The sequence below is a fragment of the Kordia aestuariivivens genome, assembly GCF_014397005.1.
GTDB lineage: Bacteria > Bacteroidota > Bacteroidia > Flavobacteriales > Flavobacteriaceae > Kordia > Kordia aestuariivivens.
This window is the reverse complement of record NZ_JACGWS010000006.1, coordinates 98528-113641: the sequence shown is the minus strand read 5'-3', so window position 1 is coordinate 113641 and position 15114 is coordinate 98528. Positions and strand designations below refer to the sequence as shown.

Here is a 15114-nt window from a genome sequence, read left to right as displayed (position 1 = left end):
TTTAAAACGCATGTGTTTTTTCAGATTTAGTGTTTTGAAGCAATTTAATACTCTTTGCTTGCAATGTGGAAAATGTAATAATTTTAGAAAAAAACGTGTAATTCATCGAATAAATCAATAATTACATAGAAAGTTAACTTAAAATTAACATTTTTGCTCCGCTTTAGTGAAAATATTTCAAAAAGTCATTTGAATAAAATAGTACACCTGTTAGAAGTTAAAAAGATAAATTTTCTTCAAATTTTAAATGATTTTTACGAAAACGTTTTCGCTAAAACATTGTTACTAACCTAATTAACCAATTAACACATGAAAAACAAATACCTTTCAATGGGCTTATTAGCCTTCGGAATGTTTTTTGCGCAAACGTCATTTGGACAAACAACTGCTGAAAAGCAACAAATTGTGAGTCAATATGATGTTCAAAAGCTTGAAACATTACAAAACAAATTTACAGCTGCACAAGCCTTAGAAAAGCAAAGAGCAGTTCGACTTGCACAACAAAACGGTTGGGAAATTCGACAAACATTACCAGATGGAACACTCATTGAGCTCCAAAAAGTAACTCCAGACGGAACACCAATATATTACACGACATTTAATGTAGCGGCGGCACGATCTACAAGAGCAGACCATTTGAATAATGGAGGTTCTTTAGGATTAAACCTTATGGGACAAAACATGACAGCCTATGTTTGGGATGGAGGAGTTGCAAGAGCTTCGCACCAAGAATATGATGGAGCAGGAGGAAACAATCGTTTTTCTACTGGAGATTCAGGTGCTTTAAATTATCATTCTGCACATGTTACCGGAACCATTATGGCTTCTGGAGTGGTTGCGAATGCAAAAGGAATGGCGCCACACGCAAGTGCGGTAGGTTATGACTGGAATAGTGATATTGCAGAAGCAACAAGTGCTGCTGCAGGCGGAATGTTAATTTCTAACCATTCGTATGGTTTTAGAGGTGATTTAGTTCCTGATCATTATTTTGGAGGATACATTACAGATTCTCGCGATTGGGATAATGTGATGTTCAACGCACCTAACTATCTAATGGTAGTTGCTGCTGGAAATGATGGAAATCAAAACGGATATAATGGAAGTCCTTTAGGCGGAAATAGTTCGTACGATAAATTAACAGGACATTCTACATCAAAGAATAACTTAGTAGTTGCCAATGCACAAGATGCAAATATTGATGGAAGTGGAAACTTAGTTTCCGTATCTATTAATAGTAGTAGTAGTGAAGGACCAACGGATGATTTCCGTATCAAACCAGATATTACTGGAAATGGTACAAGTGTATACTCTACGTATGAAAGTAGTGATACAGCATACAACTCAATTACAGGAACATCAATGGCTTCGCCAAACGTAGCAGGATCGTTATTATTATTACAACAACATGCTAATAATACAAATGGTTCATTTATGCGTGCAGCAACTTTAAAAGGGTTGGCATTGCATACTGCAGATGATGCAGGGTCAAATGGACCTGATGCAATTTTTGGATGGGGATTAATGAATACAAAAGCAGCTGCAGAAGCGATTACAAATAATAGTAATGAAGCTAAAATTGAAGAATTAACGTTGACTTCTGGTCAAACGTATACAATTACAGTTGATTCTGATGGAATAAATCCATTACTAGCATCTATTTCTTGGACAGATAGAGCAGGAACAGCAAATACATTAGTAAACTCTTCAACAGCAGTTTTAGTAAATGACTTAGATATTAGAGTTTCTAAAGGTGGAACAACTTACAATCCATGGAGATTGACAGGAGTTACAACGAATGGAACAGGAGATAATACAGTAGATCCTTATGAAAGAGTAGACGTTTCAGGAGCATCTGGAACCTATACAATTACGGTAACAAACAAAGGTTCTTTAGTTGGAGGAAGCCAAAACTTCTCTTTAGTTGTAACTGGATTAACAGGAACACCAGTTGTTTGTAATGCAACGACTCCAACAGGAGTTTCAACATCAGGAGTAACAGATTCAGAAGCAACAGTTTCTTGGACGGCAGTTCCTGCAGCTACGTATGATGTAAGATATCGTGTAGCAGGAACTTCTACTTGGACAACAAATGCAGTTGCTGGAGCATCAACAACATTAACTGGATTGGCAGTAACTACACAATATGAAGTGCAAGTGCGTAGCAAATGTACAAGTGGAAACTCATCATACAGTGCATCTGTAAACTTTACAACTACAGAAGTACAATTAAACTACTGTGCTTCCAATGGAAACAGTGTAGCTGATGAATATATTAGTAGAGTACAACTTGGAAGTATAGACAATAGCACAGGCGCTACAGCAGGTGGTTATGCAGATCATACATCAGAATCAACTTCTTTAGCGAAAAGTGTAGCACATACCATTACAGTTACACCAACTTGGACAGGAACTGTATACAGTGAAGGATATAGTGTTTGGATTGATTACAATCAAGATGGAGACTTTAGCGATGCTGGAGAACAAGTTTGGACGCAAGCTGCAACGCAAACAACTCCTGTAAGTGGTTCTTTTACAGTACCTTCTTCTGCAACAAATGGAGCAACACGTATGCGTGTATCTTTAAAATATAATGCAATACCAACAGCATGTGAATCTTTCCCTTATGGAGAAGTTGAAGACTATACTGTAAATATTACAAGCGGAGCTGCTGATACAGTAGCACCTGTAATTACCTTAACTGGTTCAGCAACGATTAACTTAAATGTTGGAGATTCGTATACAGATGCTGGAGCAACTGCAACTGATAATGTAGATGGAAACTTAACTTCAAGTATTGCCGTAACAGGTTCGGTAAATACAAACGCCGTTGGAACGTATACTTTAAATTATAATGTAAGTGATGCAGCAGGAAATGCAGCAACACAAGTGAGCAGAACAGTAAATGTAACGGATGGCACAGCGCCAGTAATTACCTTAACTGGTTCGGCTACAGTAAACTTAACAGTTGGAGATTCGTATACAGATGCTGGAGCAACTGCAACTGACAACGTAGATGGAAACTTAACATCAAGTATTGTTGTAACAGGTTCGGTAAATACAGGAACAGCAGGAAGCTATACTTTAAATTATAATGTAAGTGATGCAGCAGGAAATGCAGCAACACAAGTATCAAGAACCGTAATTGTTACAGCACCAAGTACTGGAGGTTGTTCAGGCGGAATTACATCATATCCATATAGTGAAGGATTTGAAAATACGTTAGGTGGATGGACACAATCTAGTGCAGATGATATTGACTGGACAGTTGATGCTTCTGGAACACCTTCTGGTAGTACAGGACCATCTAGTGCTTCTCAAGGAACATATTATGTATATGTTGAAGCATCAGGAAGCGGAACAGGGTATCCAACGAAACAAGCGATTTTAAACTCTCCTTGTTTTGATTTAAGTGGAGAAACGCAGGCTACATTCGGTTTCCAATACCACATGTATGGAGCAGCTGATATGGGAAGTATTCTATTACAAGCAAGTGATGACAACGGAGCTTCATGGTCAACATTATGGAGTGAAACAGGAAATAAAGGAAATTCTTGGTTATCTGCGAGTGTAGATTTAGCAGCTTATGTTGGTGGAAACGTACAACTAAGGTTCAATAGAACTACAGGTGCTACTTGGCAAGCAGATATTGCTGTAGATGATGTAAGTCTTACTACAGGTGGTGGAAGTGGACCATCATGTTCTGATGTTTCATTATCAATTACGTTTGATAATTACCCAGAAGAAACAAGCTGGCAAATTACTAATAGTGGAGGAAGTGTTGTTGCTTCAGGCGGAACGTATGCTTCTCAAGCTGACGGATCAACATTAAACATTGCTGTTGGATGTTTAGACGATGGATGTTATGACTTTACAATTACAGATGCGTATGGCGATGGAATTTGCTGTGCTTATGGTAATGGTTCATTCACACTTACAAACAATGAGACAGGAGCAACGTTAGCTTCTGGAGGTTCATTTACAACATCAGACACAACAAACTTCTGTTTGACGGCTACAACTTCTACGAGTGATACACGGTATGTAACAACAAATGATGATACTATTGGCGGATCTTTTGAAGTTCAGATTTATCCTAATCCTGTAAAAGGAGGCGTATTAAATGTAAGAACGTTGGAGAACAATGCAAATTATACCATCATGAATATCATGGGACAACAAGTAGCAAAAGGAAAAATTACTTCGGGAGCTATTAATGTTGAAAGATTACAAAGTGGCGTGTATATGATTCAAATAGAAGCTGGATCAAAAACTGTGACTAAGAAATTTATCAAAGAATAATACCCAGATAACTAGTAAATAATGAGTGCTTAAAAGCCCAAACACATAACGTGTTTGGGCTTTTTTATGTATAAAAAGATAGTTTTTCATTCATACTTGTCACATCGAGCGCAGTCGAGATGCAGGCACGAATTCATATTGTTTCATAGTAGATTCTCATTTTCGCTTGCTGTTTTATAACTTCGTTTTCGGTTTAAATATTTAAAAGCTTCATAGAAAAACCCGCAAGTGTTTTCTATTAAGTTTGTATTTACTAAATTTAGTGTTTTAAAATCCTCAATAAGTACAAAATGAAATTCCCAACTAGTATCCTATACATCTTTATTTTGTTACTATCTGTACAATCAGTTGTAGGTCAGCAGCAACATCAGAATATTTCAACAGAAACAAAACCGCTAGAAGTTTCTGTGAATTTGCGGATTAATAAAATATACAATATCAATTCCGTACAGGAAACCTATCAAATTGATGGTTATTTTATGTATACCTGGAAAAATGAACGCGCCATATCATACCTTAAAGATTCTCTGGCTAATTCCATCATTTTTGAAAATGATAAAGCACGCGAAATCATAAATGGCAAACTATGGATTCCTGCATTTGAGCTTATAAATGTACAAGGCAGTAGAGAAAGACCCAATATTCGCATTGAAATCTACTCGGATGGCACGGTTGAATATGAAGAACGTTTTTTCGCAACTTGCAGCACGAATATGGATTTCACAAAATTTCCTTTCGATACACAAGTGTACAAAATAGAAGTTGAGGCGTTTTCGTATGGGAGCAAGAAAATTACTTTTAAGAATCCGAAGTTATTTCTAGAACATGATCACAGCGACTATCTTGGAGAAGATTGGGAGTTTGTAAATAGCGATGCACGCGTGATCACAAAAAAATATGAATTTATGGATGAAAATGTGAATTCTGAAAAGAATTTATATTCTAGAGTCATTTTTGAAGTCAAAGCAAAACGCTTATCCGGATATTACGAGTGGCAGGTACTATTTCCATTGCTCATTATCATCTTGGCATCGTTCTCTATTTTTTGGATCAAAGAATTTGGATCTCAAATTGGTGTTGGATTTACGTTAATGCTGACGGTGGTTGCGTTTAACTTCTATTCGGCATCCATTCTACCAAAACTTCCGTATAATACCTTCATTGAATACGTAATCATTGTAGGCTATATTTTTATCTTTTTAGGCATCTTAGCCGTGATTATCAATCATCGAATTAATGGGGAAGAAGATAAGAAAGACAGGATTCGGTTACTAAGACACTTCAGGTACGGATTTCCGCTTGTGTATACGATCATTATGATTGTGCTTTATATATCGTTGATATTTTAGGTAGCTTGCTGGATATATCTTAATGATTTTATATTTAATTCATAACCGTATAGTTTTAACAATCATAAGCTTTAATGAATGCTCAAGGTTGAGTTGTAATAGAAACAGCAAAAATTTCTGTTATGCATATGTGGTAAAAAACTAATCCGAATTTTAGCGTTCCTGAACTACTATTTGTAACAAAATAAAATGCAAGTCGTCATTACTATATGAAGTCAAGATTAGTATTATTTTGTTTATTGCTCTTTACTAGAATAGGATATTCACAACCTACTGAATCCAAAATAATTGGAAAATGGATTATTACAGATGTCACAAATAAGGCTATAGTTTCAATCTGTGGGCCAAATGCGGAATCAAAATCTGAAACAGAAGCTAAATTGAAACAAAATTATATAGGCGCATCCATTGAATTTTTAAAAACCAAAAAATTACTTTATCGAGACAAAAAAAATCGACTAGAAGACGAAAAAAACACAATTCCTTTTATTGGATTATATGATTATACTTGGGCTATTACTAATGAAAAAAAAATTGAAATTATCGAAATATCAAGCAATACTGTGCTAAAAAGAATACTCATTAAATACCTGAATGGAAAAATTTATTTAGACTTTATAGGAATAGTATTTGAGTTGGAAAAAAATAACGAACATTAACATTGCATAGTGTGAAAATTCGCAGGACTTTACTTTGTTTTCTTTTGCTAGCTTAGTTCAAAACAGTGTAATCAACCATACACGAACACGCTGAAAAAATCAAAATTCTAAAAAATGAACTTGAATAAAAAAGAAAAAAATGAAATACTTAGTTCGAAGTTTTCAAGAAATACTTGATTTTTTATCAAACTTACATTAATTAACAATCACTTTTTTCACTACTTTTTGAGTGTTTGAATATAGCTCAAGAAAATAAACACCCGATTTTAAACTACGCACATCTATACTTCTTGTATCTTTTTCTTTTTGAAGGATAAGATTTCCATAGACATCATACAATGTTAAGCTACTTAGCGCCACTTTAGCATTTATATAAACCGTATCACTTGTTGGATTAGGATAGATACTTATTGCACTGTCTAAATTAGAATTGTCTTCCACACTTAATGGATTTTCTTGATATACTTTAACGTAATCTATAAGCATAGCACTTTGCGTAAATCCTGAATCTACATTTCCTGCAAGTCCGCCCATGGCAACATTTAACAATAGAAACTGATCTTCAAAAAATGGCCATGTACTCACATTTTTAACTGCTGGATTATAAGTGTAAAAACCAACTCCATCTAACAAAAATGTGATTTGATCAGGAGACCAATTTATAGAATACACATGAAATTCATTGGCAAGATCATTTGCAATAATTCCTCCCTGATTTGGATTGCCACCATGACAACAAGTCGTATGAAGCGCACTGTTAATATAATTGATGTCTTCACCAGGGAAAATTCCGTGTTCCATAATATCTATTTCGCCGCAAGCAGGCCAATTGGTCGTTCCAAAGCTGGAATCGAAAAAAGCACCATCTTCATTAATATTCTTCCCCAGCGTCCAAATTGCTGGCCAAGTTCCAGATTCTAAAGGTAATTTTGCTCTTACATCTATTCTACCATACGTAAAGGCAAACTTAGAATTTAAACGCGCTGAGGTATAATTTTTTGTCAAACCTTGATCTGTGTAGGTTTCACTTTTTGCTACAATGTTTAAAAAGCCTGAGTTATCTACAAATGAATTATCAATGCGATCTGTGTAATGTTGTGCTTCGCCATTAGCCCAACCAACTCCGGGAATAATAACTTGCGTTTGATGATGCCATTTGGTTGGATCTACAACTCCTGGCGTGTTAAACTCATCTTCCCAAACTAAATAGGTGTATTCTACATCAATTGCATTTGGATCGGTTCCTACTGAACCATCGTCAATAGTATCTAGCAAATACGTTCCGGGAGTTGTAACGCCTCCATCAATGAAAATGGTTAACCTGTCATACATGCCACTCGCATTCACTGCTGTTACGCCATCTGAACTTAATACTGCATTTGAAAAATCGAAGATAATATTATGTGTCCATCCACCGCCAGAAGGTACATTTTGAGTCACTTCAACATCAGGGTTTGTACCATTCTCTAACTTTAAAACGATGGTATGTGCATTCGGATCAAATCCGTAAAATGATAAAGAAATTGTCTGTTGAAAATCTAAATCAATAGCCCTTATCAAATCAAGTGAAAAACCTTGCCACGCATTAGATCCATCATTAAAAAATTGCCCGACATCATTTCCAGCATCCATAGGATCTGTATTAAACGAAAAGCCACTTCCTGAAAAAGCAGTAAAATTGTCTGAGGAATCTGAAAAATCTATCGGCATTTGCTGAGAGAAAGAGAGTTGTGATACAAACAAAAAGACAATAAATAGATTCGCGTAGAGATTCTTCATAGGGATATATATTTTCAAGTCCATAAAAATAAAGCTTCTTACTTCCATAATGCTCTTTTCAAACTATACATGACCTATACACAACAATAAATAAGCGAATATTTTAACTGTTTTAGTACAACATCAGCAGATACAACACTTTAATCCAAAAATAGTACATCGCTTATATCTTTTACAAAATATTGAAAACCCTTAGGGTGATTTTGATCTTAATTAAAATTCTTATAGATTTAAAGTAATAAAATTAGAGTGGGCAGTCATGCAAACGCTATGGACATTGTAGCTAATACGAAAAAAACGCAGATGATTTTTGAAACACACAAACTAGAAGGAGTATTACATCAATACGTTGAATCAATATTTCATTTTAAAGATTTTATGCCAGACCATTCAATTGAGCGTGTTGTTCCAACAGGTCATATCTTTATTATTTTTGAGTTAGATGGTTTTACTCGAAACACTTTTGATAATGAAACATTAAAACCAAACAACACATTTACAAAAGTTTGGGTTTCGGGAATGCACAAAAATTACATTTCAATTTCAGCGCATCAGAAATCGGAAATGTTGGTTATTCAATTTAAGCCTTATGGAGCACATCCATTTTTCCACTTTCCCATTCAGGAATTAAATGAAAAAGTAGTTGCTGCTGTGCAACTATTTGAAAACAAAATTATTGAATTAAGAGAAGAAATTTTAACCAAGAAAACTTCCAAAGAAAAGTTTAAAATTGTTGAACAATGGTTGCTAGATAAATTTCACAAAGACAAAATACCATCAGTTGAATTATTAGGGATTTTAGAAAAACTACAAACGGAATCAGTCGCTAATTACGGTAAAATTATTGACAGCTATTCTAAAACACAAAAACACTTAATTGATCAATTCAAAAAATATATTGGTTTAACGCCTAAATACTATCAAAGAATCTTGAGGTTTAATGAAATCTTGCAGCAAATACATCAATCAGAAAAAATTGAATGGTCGCAAGTTGCCTATCAATGTGAATATGCAGACCAATCACATTTCATAAAAGAATTCAAACATTTTTCTGGGCTAAATCCGCAAAAATTTATCAAACAAAATTTCCATAAAGACGAACCTAATTTTTTCCCGCTAGATAGGAAAGGTTAATTTTTTACTATCCTGAGAATTTTTATTAAGATACTATTGTGTTGTAATTTAAACGCAATAAAATATGGACTTAGCAACAGCATTTCAAAGCATTAATTGGCTCTCAGTATTGATAGCAGCAGTCTCTGCATTCATACTAGGAGGAATTTGGTATGGACCAATTTTCGGTAAAAGTTGGATGACCGAATTTGGTTTCACCGAAGAAGATTTAAAAAAAAGAAGCATGTCTAAAACTTTTGGACTTTCCTTCTTTTTGGCATTCGTCGCCGCATTCGTATTAGAAATGTTTATTGGTGCAGAAGCTAATTTAATAGTTGGCGCGAGTGCAGGTTTTTTCGCAGGATTTGGATGGGTTGCAACCATGTTAGGGATTCTATACTTATTTGAAATGAGATCACTCAAAGCATATATAATAAATGCAGGATACTGTATTGTATCATTAACAATAATGGGCATCATTTTGGGTGCTTGGTAAAAATAAAAAAAGTAATAAAGCCCTTAAATGGGCTTTATTACTTTTGTATCCTTACAACTAGAATCACCTACACATGCAAAATCTCATCATCATCTAACAAACGTTCATTGCGCAATCTGAGTAGCACTTGCGCAACGGCAATTACATCTTTTTCACAATACACAATAATCCGATCGATGTTGTTTTCTTCATAAAAAACATTCCGAACCTGACTTCCGTCAATATCATCTTTTGGCGACGGAATGCCCAAAACTTTAGTCATTAACTTTAAGGAAGTATAATGTTTATAATCGCCAAATTTCCACAATTCCATCGTGTCTAAATGTGCAATTTCCCAAGGTTTCTTCCCGAATAAATTCAGTTTAAAGGGCAATGTCATTCCATTAATAATCATTCTGCGTGCGATGTATGGAAAATCAAATTCTTTTCCGTTATGCGCGCACAACACATGATGCGGTCTGTTGAAATGTGTTTCTAATAAGGTTTTAAACTCTTGTAGTAACTGTTCTTCTTCACCGAAAAAAGAAGTCGTTCTAAAATTTCTGAGATCGCCTTTATTGGCAAAATACCCAACAGAAATACAGATAATTTTTCCAAATTCTGCCCAAATGCCAGCCCGATCGTAAAATTCTTCAGGTGTAAACTCGTCTTTGCGTTGGTATTTAGTTTTTTGTTCCCAAAGCGCTTTTTCTTCTGCATCCAAATCATTAAAATTAGGATGCTCAGGAACTGTTTCTATATCAAGAAATAAAACATGTTCCAGGTTCATTTTTTGTAACATAAGTCTTTACTTTAGCACGTTAAAAAGGGTAAAATTTCAATAAGTGTTCAGTTAAGACATTGCTTTTGCGCGTTTTCTAAGTTTCTCTTTATAAAACGACTTCTCAGCAATATATACGATTTTGATGACTTCTGCAAAAATTTTGTTTTCGGTATTGGTTAAATGCGTTGTCTTTTCAATGGTAATTTCGTGTTCGTCTTGAATGCGTTTTTTAATGATTTTTATTTCTTCATCTGTAAAGGTAAATTCGCAAAACAAGGTTTCTTTTGCCGGACGTTTATAGTTGATCGTTGCTGCTTTGTCCCAAACCACATACTCATCGCCCAAAATTTGCATGAGTTGTGTCATATAAATCGGATCGGTTGCTGCAAACATACTTCCGCCAAAAATAGCGCCTACATAATTTTTGTTTTTATAGCTTAACGCGATTTTAATCTTGATTTCTTTTAAATCTTTGCTAATATGAATGATACGCGCCGTTGTCCGACGATACATTGGCGAAATATTAAATCCATGCTTGTAAATTGTCGAAATTGACATGAATTTTTTCAAGAAGTTGGTAGCAGTTTTGTACATGATTTTTCAAATATAATGTGTCAAATTTGAGTGCATCTAAGATACTGAATCTAGTCCAGCACAAGCTTCTCAAAATTGAGTTTCACTAAAATAACGATTGTTGTTTGACAGGGCTTTCGTGTTCTAACAACCACTTTTTTCGCCACAATCCACTAGCGTAGCCAGTTAACGAACCATCACTTCCAATAACGCGATGACAAGGTATAACAATCGACAATGGGTTTTTACCATTCGCGGAAGCTACGGCTCTAATTGCTTTTACATCGCCCAAGCGTTTAGACTGTTCCAAATACGAACGTGTTTTTCCATAAGGAATTTGATTCAGTTCATTCCATACTTTTTGTTGAAAAGGTGTTCCTTTTGGTGTTAATGGCAAATCAAACGTTGTACGTGTTCCCTCAAAATATTCTTGAAGTTGCGTGATGCACTTTTGAAGTATTTCGGGTATTTTTTCAGCATTAGAAAAAGGAGTTGTATCGTCTAAAACAGAAATTTCAAGAATTCCTTGATCATCAGAAACTACCTTAGCAATGCCCAAAGGCGTTTTTATATGTGCTGTATGTGTATTCATCGAACTAAAAGGGGTGTTTCATCGATTAAAAGTATAAAAACACAGTTGAAATGCATTTTTTTTATAGATTTGTCACGCCCGAAATATCACTATGAACTTAATTATTTAATCCTATTTACTAATCTCAGTTTATGGTATAGATCAGCATTAAGAAAGTTGTTAGTAGTTGGTACATATATCAACGATAAATATACCCGGAAGATTTTATTCTTCTGGGTTATTTTTTTCAATCAATCCTAATTTTTTTGCTCTATTTTCCCAGCTTTTACGCGCCAATTGTTGCAAGTCGGCAACGTTATCACTTTCATCCATAATTTCTAAACCAAGAAGCGTTTCAATAACATCTTCCTGACTTACCAAACCACTTACCGAACCGTATTCATCGACAACCAACGCAATATGTTCGCGTTGTTCTATCAGTTTTTCAAATAATTCAGGAATTGGTAAATTACGATCAGTTACCAACAATTCTCTTTTAATAGCTTCCAACGGTTCTTTGCCGCGTCCATGAATAATGGCTTCCATTATTTTATCTTTTAAGACATATCCAGAAATATCATCTTCTTTTTCCCCATGAATGGGAATTCGAGAGAATTTTAAATTTGGATTTTCATCAAAAAATTCTTGAATGGTTTTATTGGAAGCAACAATCTTTAACACAGATCGTGGCGTCATCACATCTTTTACTAAAATGTCTTTAAAGCCTAATAAATTACGAATCACTTTACTTTCTGATTCTTGAAAAACACCTTTGTCCGTAGCAATTTCCGTCATGGCGCTAAAATCTTCACGACTTAAAATGCTTTCACCATGTCCTTTACTTCCAATAATTTTTGTGAACAATTGTAAAACCCACAAAATCCCTGTGTATTTTAAAATCGTTACCATAATTCCAAGTGTTTTAGTGGTAAAACTTGCAAGTTCTTTCCAATATTTAGCACCAATCGTTTTTGGAATAATTTCTGAAGCAACTAAAATTAAAATGGTCATTACAACAGAAATAATAAATACACCGTAACTATCTCCGTCGCTATATAGTTTTTTTGCTTCTGTACCTACTAAAATAGCACCAACTGTGTGTGCAATTGTGTTTAAGGTAAGAATCGCGATTAACGGTTTATCAACATCTTGTTTTAATGCTTTTAAAGCATCTGCATACGGTTTCCCTTCATTCTTCTTGATATTTACAAATGTTGGTGTAACGCTCAGTAAAACAGCTTCTAAAATAGAACATAAAAATGAAAAGAAAATAGAAACTACTCCGTAAAGTATTAATAGTGTCATGGCTTTTTAAGAATTGTGTACAGCGAATTTAGAGAATATTTTGCTCAATATTGTAATATGTGTGTCGAATCCTTCAAGTTTCTGTTCTTTGGGTTTATTTATTTGTGAGATGGCTTATTTTCTTGTTCAAAAAAGCAAGTGATATTTTATAAAACGTCACCTTATCCTTTATAAAACGTCAGTATATACACTTTGTTTAGGCGATTTGACGTACTAAGTTTGTATTGAACAAAAACAAAAATATCATGAAAAAAAGTAACTTTAAAATGAAACTACTAACAAAATATTTTGTTATGTTGGTTGTTCTAAATCTGTTGAATCTTGCAACTTTCAAGCTTTCAGCGCAGGAGATACAAAGAACAAGTGTTGAAGGAGACTATATAGAAGTCTCACAAGAACTATTTGACCAATTAAAAGATTGGCAAAATAACAGAGAAAAGCAATTGCCTTTAAATGAATTTCTAGCAACAAAAAATGTTGCGAAAAACATGCAAGAAAAAGTAACGAGACTTTTAAAAGAATTACGTGGAAGCAACGGTGGCGACAGAGAAACTGATTGTAACTGTTCGGTAGTTACTGTAAATTCATCGTACGACGTTGCACCAAGCTTATACAATCAATTTTCGCCACCAGAAAATCAAGGTGGACTTACTACATGGTATGCAGAATCTATACTAGGTACGGCTACGCGTCAACGATTAAAATTGAATTCACCTGATACCAATAACCAATACGAATATGGGAAATCGGTTAGTGGAGATGAAGTTTCATCGGATAGTTATGCAAGAATGTCATTCAACTATATCTGTACAAATGGAAGTTTATTACCAGAAGATTGTGGATGTTCTAAAAATATTTACCTAAGAGCTAAATACTATAGTTCTTCGTGGGTTTCTACCTCTGCGAGTGGTGGATGGGGAACACATTCATGTTTTGCTGCGGTTGAAGATGATGTAGCATTGTTTACAATTGATCAATATTTGACAGATACACAAGTGACGGTTTTGAAAGCTGGACAATTTCAATTATCAAGAGCACAAGATGATACTTGGAATCCAGAATTTTGGATGAACATTGTTGATTTAGCTTCATCAATTGCAGGAGTTGTAGAAGATTTTGATGGCGGAATTGATTGGAGTGATACAATTACTGATGTAGGAGGACAAATTGTAACTGTTCTGCAAACACCTGTTGATATTCACTATCAAGAAGAAGAAGATGGTTCAGAGAACGGAAGTTATTCGGTGAGTTATGATGGTGGAATTACCTTAGAGCCAAACCATATTTTAACGGTTTCAATGATTTCTAAAGGATATATCTATGGAAAAGGAGATGGAAAATTTGTAAGTGATTCAGAACATAAAAGTGATTACTTCATATCAGCAGTATTACCTTTTGACGATTCTAATCCTGAATGTTGTATGGAAAAGTACGGAAAATGGGTTTCAGGATCTTTAGGAGTGCAAGGAACAACCGGATTAAGAAATTCAATTGGAGCTCACCAAACATTATGGGCACCATGGGACAACTTAACAGATACAACTGGTGATGGAAATGTGAATGTGACCACAAATATTGGATATGCAATAAAAGCTGACCAATGTATTATTTGTGGAATTGACCCAATTACAGGTTTAAGTGTAAGCGCTACAGGACTTAACTTAGGTACAAATACACGACCAGCACACTTATCATGGGATGGACAAATGTATGTATCTAGCTATGAAGTAAAAGTATACAATAGTTCAGGAGTACTAATACATACTTTTTCGACTACAGATACCAACTTTACAGTAAACTTAGCACCTGGAGATTATACCTTCACGGTTCGTGCTATTTGTGAAAACGGAACATCAATGCTTTCAGGTGTTTTTAACTTCACTGTAAATGAATTATATGCAGTTGCAGATCCTGTTCGATTCAGTATGTCACCAAATCCAGGAAGAGTAGATGTAGAAATTCAAGTAGAAAACTATAGAGAATTTAGAACATTACAAGTAGAGATAACTGACGTTAGAGGACTTTCTTATTACAACGGTGAAATAAGAGATGGTCTTCACACAGTAAACGTTCAAAGATGGCCAACGGGAATTTACTTCTGCAAAATAACAGATGGAGAACACGTGGGAGTCAAGCAATTAATTAAAGAATAACGAATAAGTTTATTACAATCAAAAAAGAGTCTATAATTTTTATAGGCTCTTTTT

General features: G+C 34.7%; 11 protein-coding genes. 6 read left to right on the top strand and 5 right to left on the bottom strand.

What is annotated here, in order from left to right:
- Nucleotides 1–309 precede the first annotated feature (309 nt).
- The 3 genes from H2O64_RS11225 (at nt 310) to H2O64_RS11215 (ending at nt 6307) form a co-directional block, all read left to right on the top strand.
- On the top strand, nt 310–4299 hold the full coding sequence (locus H2O64_RS11225; protein ID WP_187562297.1) for an immunoglobulin-like domain-containing protein: 3990 nt from the start codon (nt 310–312) through the stop codon (nt 4297–4299).
- A 290-nt stretch (nt 4300–4589) separates the two neighbouring features.
- Nucleotides 4590–5648, top strand: a complete 1059-nt coding sequence (locus H2O64_RS11220; protein ID WP_187562296.1) for a ligand-gated ion channel — start codon at nt 4590–4592, stop codon at nt 5646–5648.
- A gap of 209 nt (nt 5649–5857) precedes the next feature.
- On the top strand, nt 5858–6307 hold the full coding sequence (locus H2O64_RS11215; protein WP_187562295.1) for a hypothetical protein: 450 nt from the start codon (nt 5858–5860) through the stop codon (nt 6305–6307).
- 195 nt (nt 6308–6502) lie between these two features.
- Here the strand turns inward: H2O64_RS11215 and H2O64_RS11210 are convergent, their stop codons facing one another.
- Complete coding sequence (locus tag H2O64_RS11210) at nt 6503–8086, bottom strand: family 16 glycosylhydrolase (RefSeq protein ID WP_187562294.1); 1584 nt, start codon at nt 8084–8086, stop codon at nt 6503–6505.
- A 303-nt stretch (nt 8087–8389) separates the two neighbouring features.
- Here H2O64_RS11210 and H2O64_RS11205 point away from each other — a divergent pair, with 303 nt between their 5' ends.
- Nucleotides 8390–9220 carry a helix-turn-helix domain-containing protein gene (locus H2O64_RS11205; RefSeq protein WP_187562293.1) on the top strand — a complete coding sequence of 277 codons (831 nt, stop codon included), beginning with the start codon at nt 8390–8392 and terminating at the stop codon, nt 9218–9220.
- A gap of 64 nt (nt 9221–9284) precedes the next feature.
- Nucleotides 9285–9695: a DUF1761 domain-containing protein gene (locus H2O64_RS11200; protein ID WP_187562292.1), complete on the top strand. Its 411-nt coding sequence runs from the start codon at nt 9285–9287 to the stop codon at nt 9693–9695.
- Between the two features lie 67 nt (nt 9696–9762).
- Here the strand turns inward: H2O64_RS11200 and H2O64_RS11195 are convergent, their stop codons facing one another.
- From H2O64_RS11195 to H2O64_RS11180, 4 genes are all read right to left on the bottom strand, one after another.
- On the bottom strand, nt 9763–10476 hold the full coding sequence (locus H2O64_RS11195) for a 3'-5' exonuclease (protein WP_187562291.1): 714 nt from the start codon (nt 10474–10476) through the stop codon (nt 9763–9765).
- Between the two features lie 51 nt (nt 10477–10527).
- On the bottom strand, nt 10528–11052 hold the full coding sequence (locus H2O64_RS11190) for a DUF4442 domain-containing protein (RefSeq protein ID WP_187562290.1): 525 nt from the start codon (nt 11050–11052) through the stop codon (nt 10528–10530).
- A gap of 85 nt (nt 11053–11137) precedes the next feature.
- The gene (locus H2O64_RS11185; protein ID WP_187562289.1) at nt 11138–11623 is read right to left on the bottom strand and encodes a methylated-DNA--[protein]-cysteine S-methyltransferase; all 486 of its coding nucleotides are present in this window, start codon (nt 11621–11623) and stop codon (nt 11138–11140) included.
- A gap of 204 nt (nt 11624–11827) precedes the next feature.
- Nucleotides 11828–12907, bottom strand: coding sequence for a CNNM domain-containing protein (locus H2O64_RS11180; RefSeq protein WP_187562288.1), 1080 nt, complete (start codon nt 12905–12907; stop codon nt 11828–11830).
- A 245-nt stretch (nt 12908–13152) separates the two neighbouring features.
- Between H2O64_RS11180 and H2O64_RS11175 the strand changes: the two genes are divergently transcribed.
- A complete protein-coding gene (locus tag H2O64_RS11175) occupies nt 13153–15060 on the top strand; it encodes a T9SS type A sorting domain-containing protein (RefSeq protein WP_187562287.1) in 1908 nt (635 codons plus the stop codon).
- Nucleotides 15061–15114 lie beyond the last annotated feature (54 nt).

Coding starts and splice junctions, on each gene's coding strand:
- H2O64_RS11220 (WP_187562296.1), top strand. CDS start 4,590: ATGAAATTCCCAACTAGTATCCTATACATCTTTATTTTGTTACTATCT.
- H2O64_RS11205 (WP_187562293.1), top strand. CDS start 8,390: ATGATTTTTGAAACACACAAACTAGAAGGAGTATTACATCAATACGTT.
- H2O64_RS11225 (WP_187562297.1), top strand. CDS start 310: ATGAAAAACAAATACCTTTCAATGGGCTTATTAGCCTTCGGAATGTTT.
- H2O64_RS11210 (WP_187562294.1), bottom strand. CDS start 8,086: ATGAAGAATCTCTACGCGAATCTATTTATTGTCTTTTTGTTTGTATCA.
- H2O64_RS11200 (WP_187562292.1), top strand. CDS start 9,285: ATGGACTTAGCAACAGCATTTCAAAGCATTAATTGGCTCTCAGTATTG.
- H2O64_RS11175 (WP_187562287.1), top strand. CDS start 13,153: ATGAAAAAAAGTAACTTTAAAATGAAACTACTAACAAAATATTTTGTT.
- H2O64_RS11190 (WP_187562290.1), bottom strand. CDS start 11,052: ATGTACAAAACTGCTACCAACTTCTTGAAAAAATTCATGTCAATTTCG.
- H2O64_RS11195 (WP_187562291.1), bottom strand. CDS start 10,476: ATGTTACAAAAAATGAACCTGGAACATGTTTTATTTCTTGATATAGAA.
- H2O64_RS11185 (WP_187562289.1), bottom strand. CDS start 11,623: ATGAATACACATACAGCACATATAAAAACGCCTTTGGGCATTGCTAAG.
- H2O64_RS11180 (WP_187562288.1), bottom strand. CDS start 12,907: ATGACACTATTAATACTTTACGGAGTAGTTTCTATTTTCTTTTCATTT.
- H2O64_RS11215 (WP_187562295.1), top strand. CDS start 5,858: ATGAAGTCAAGATTAGTATTATTTTGTTTATTGCTCTTTACTAGAATA.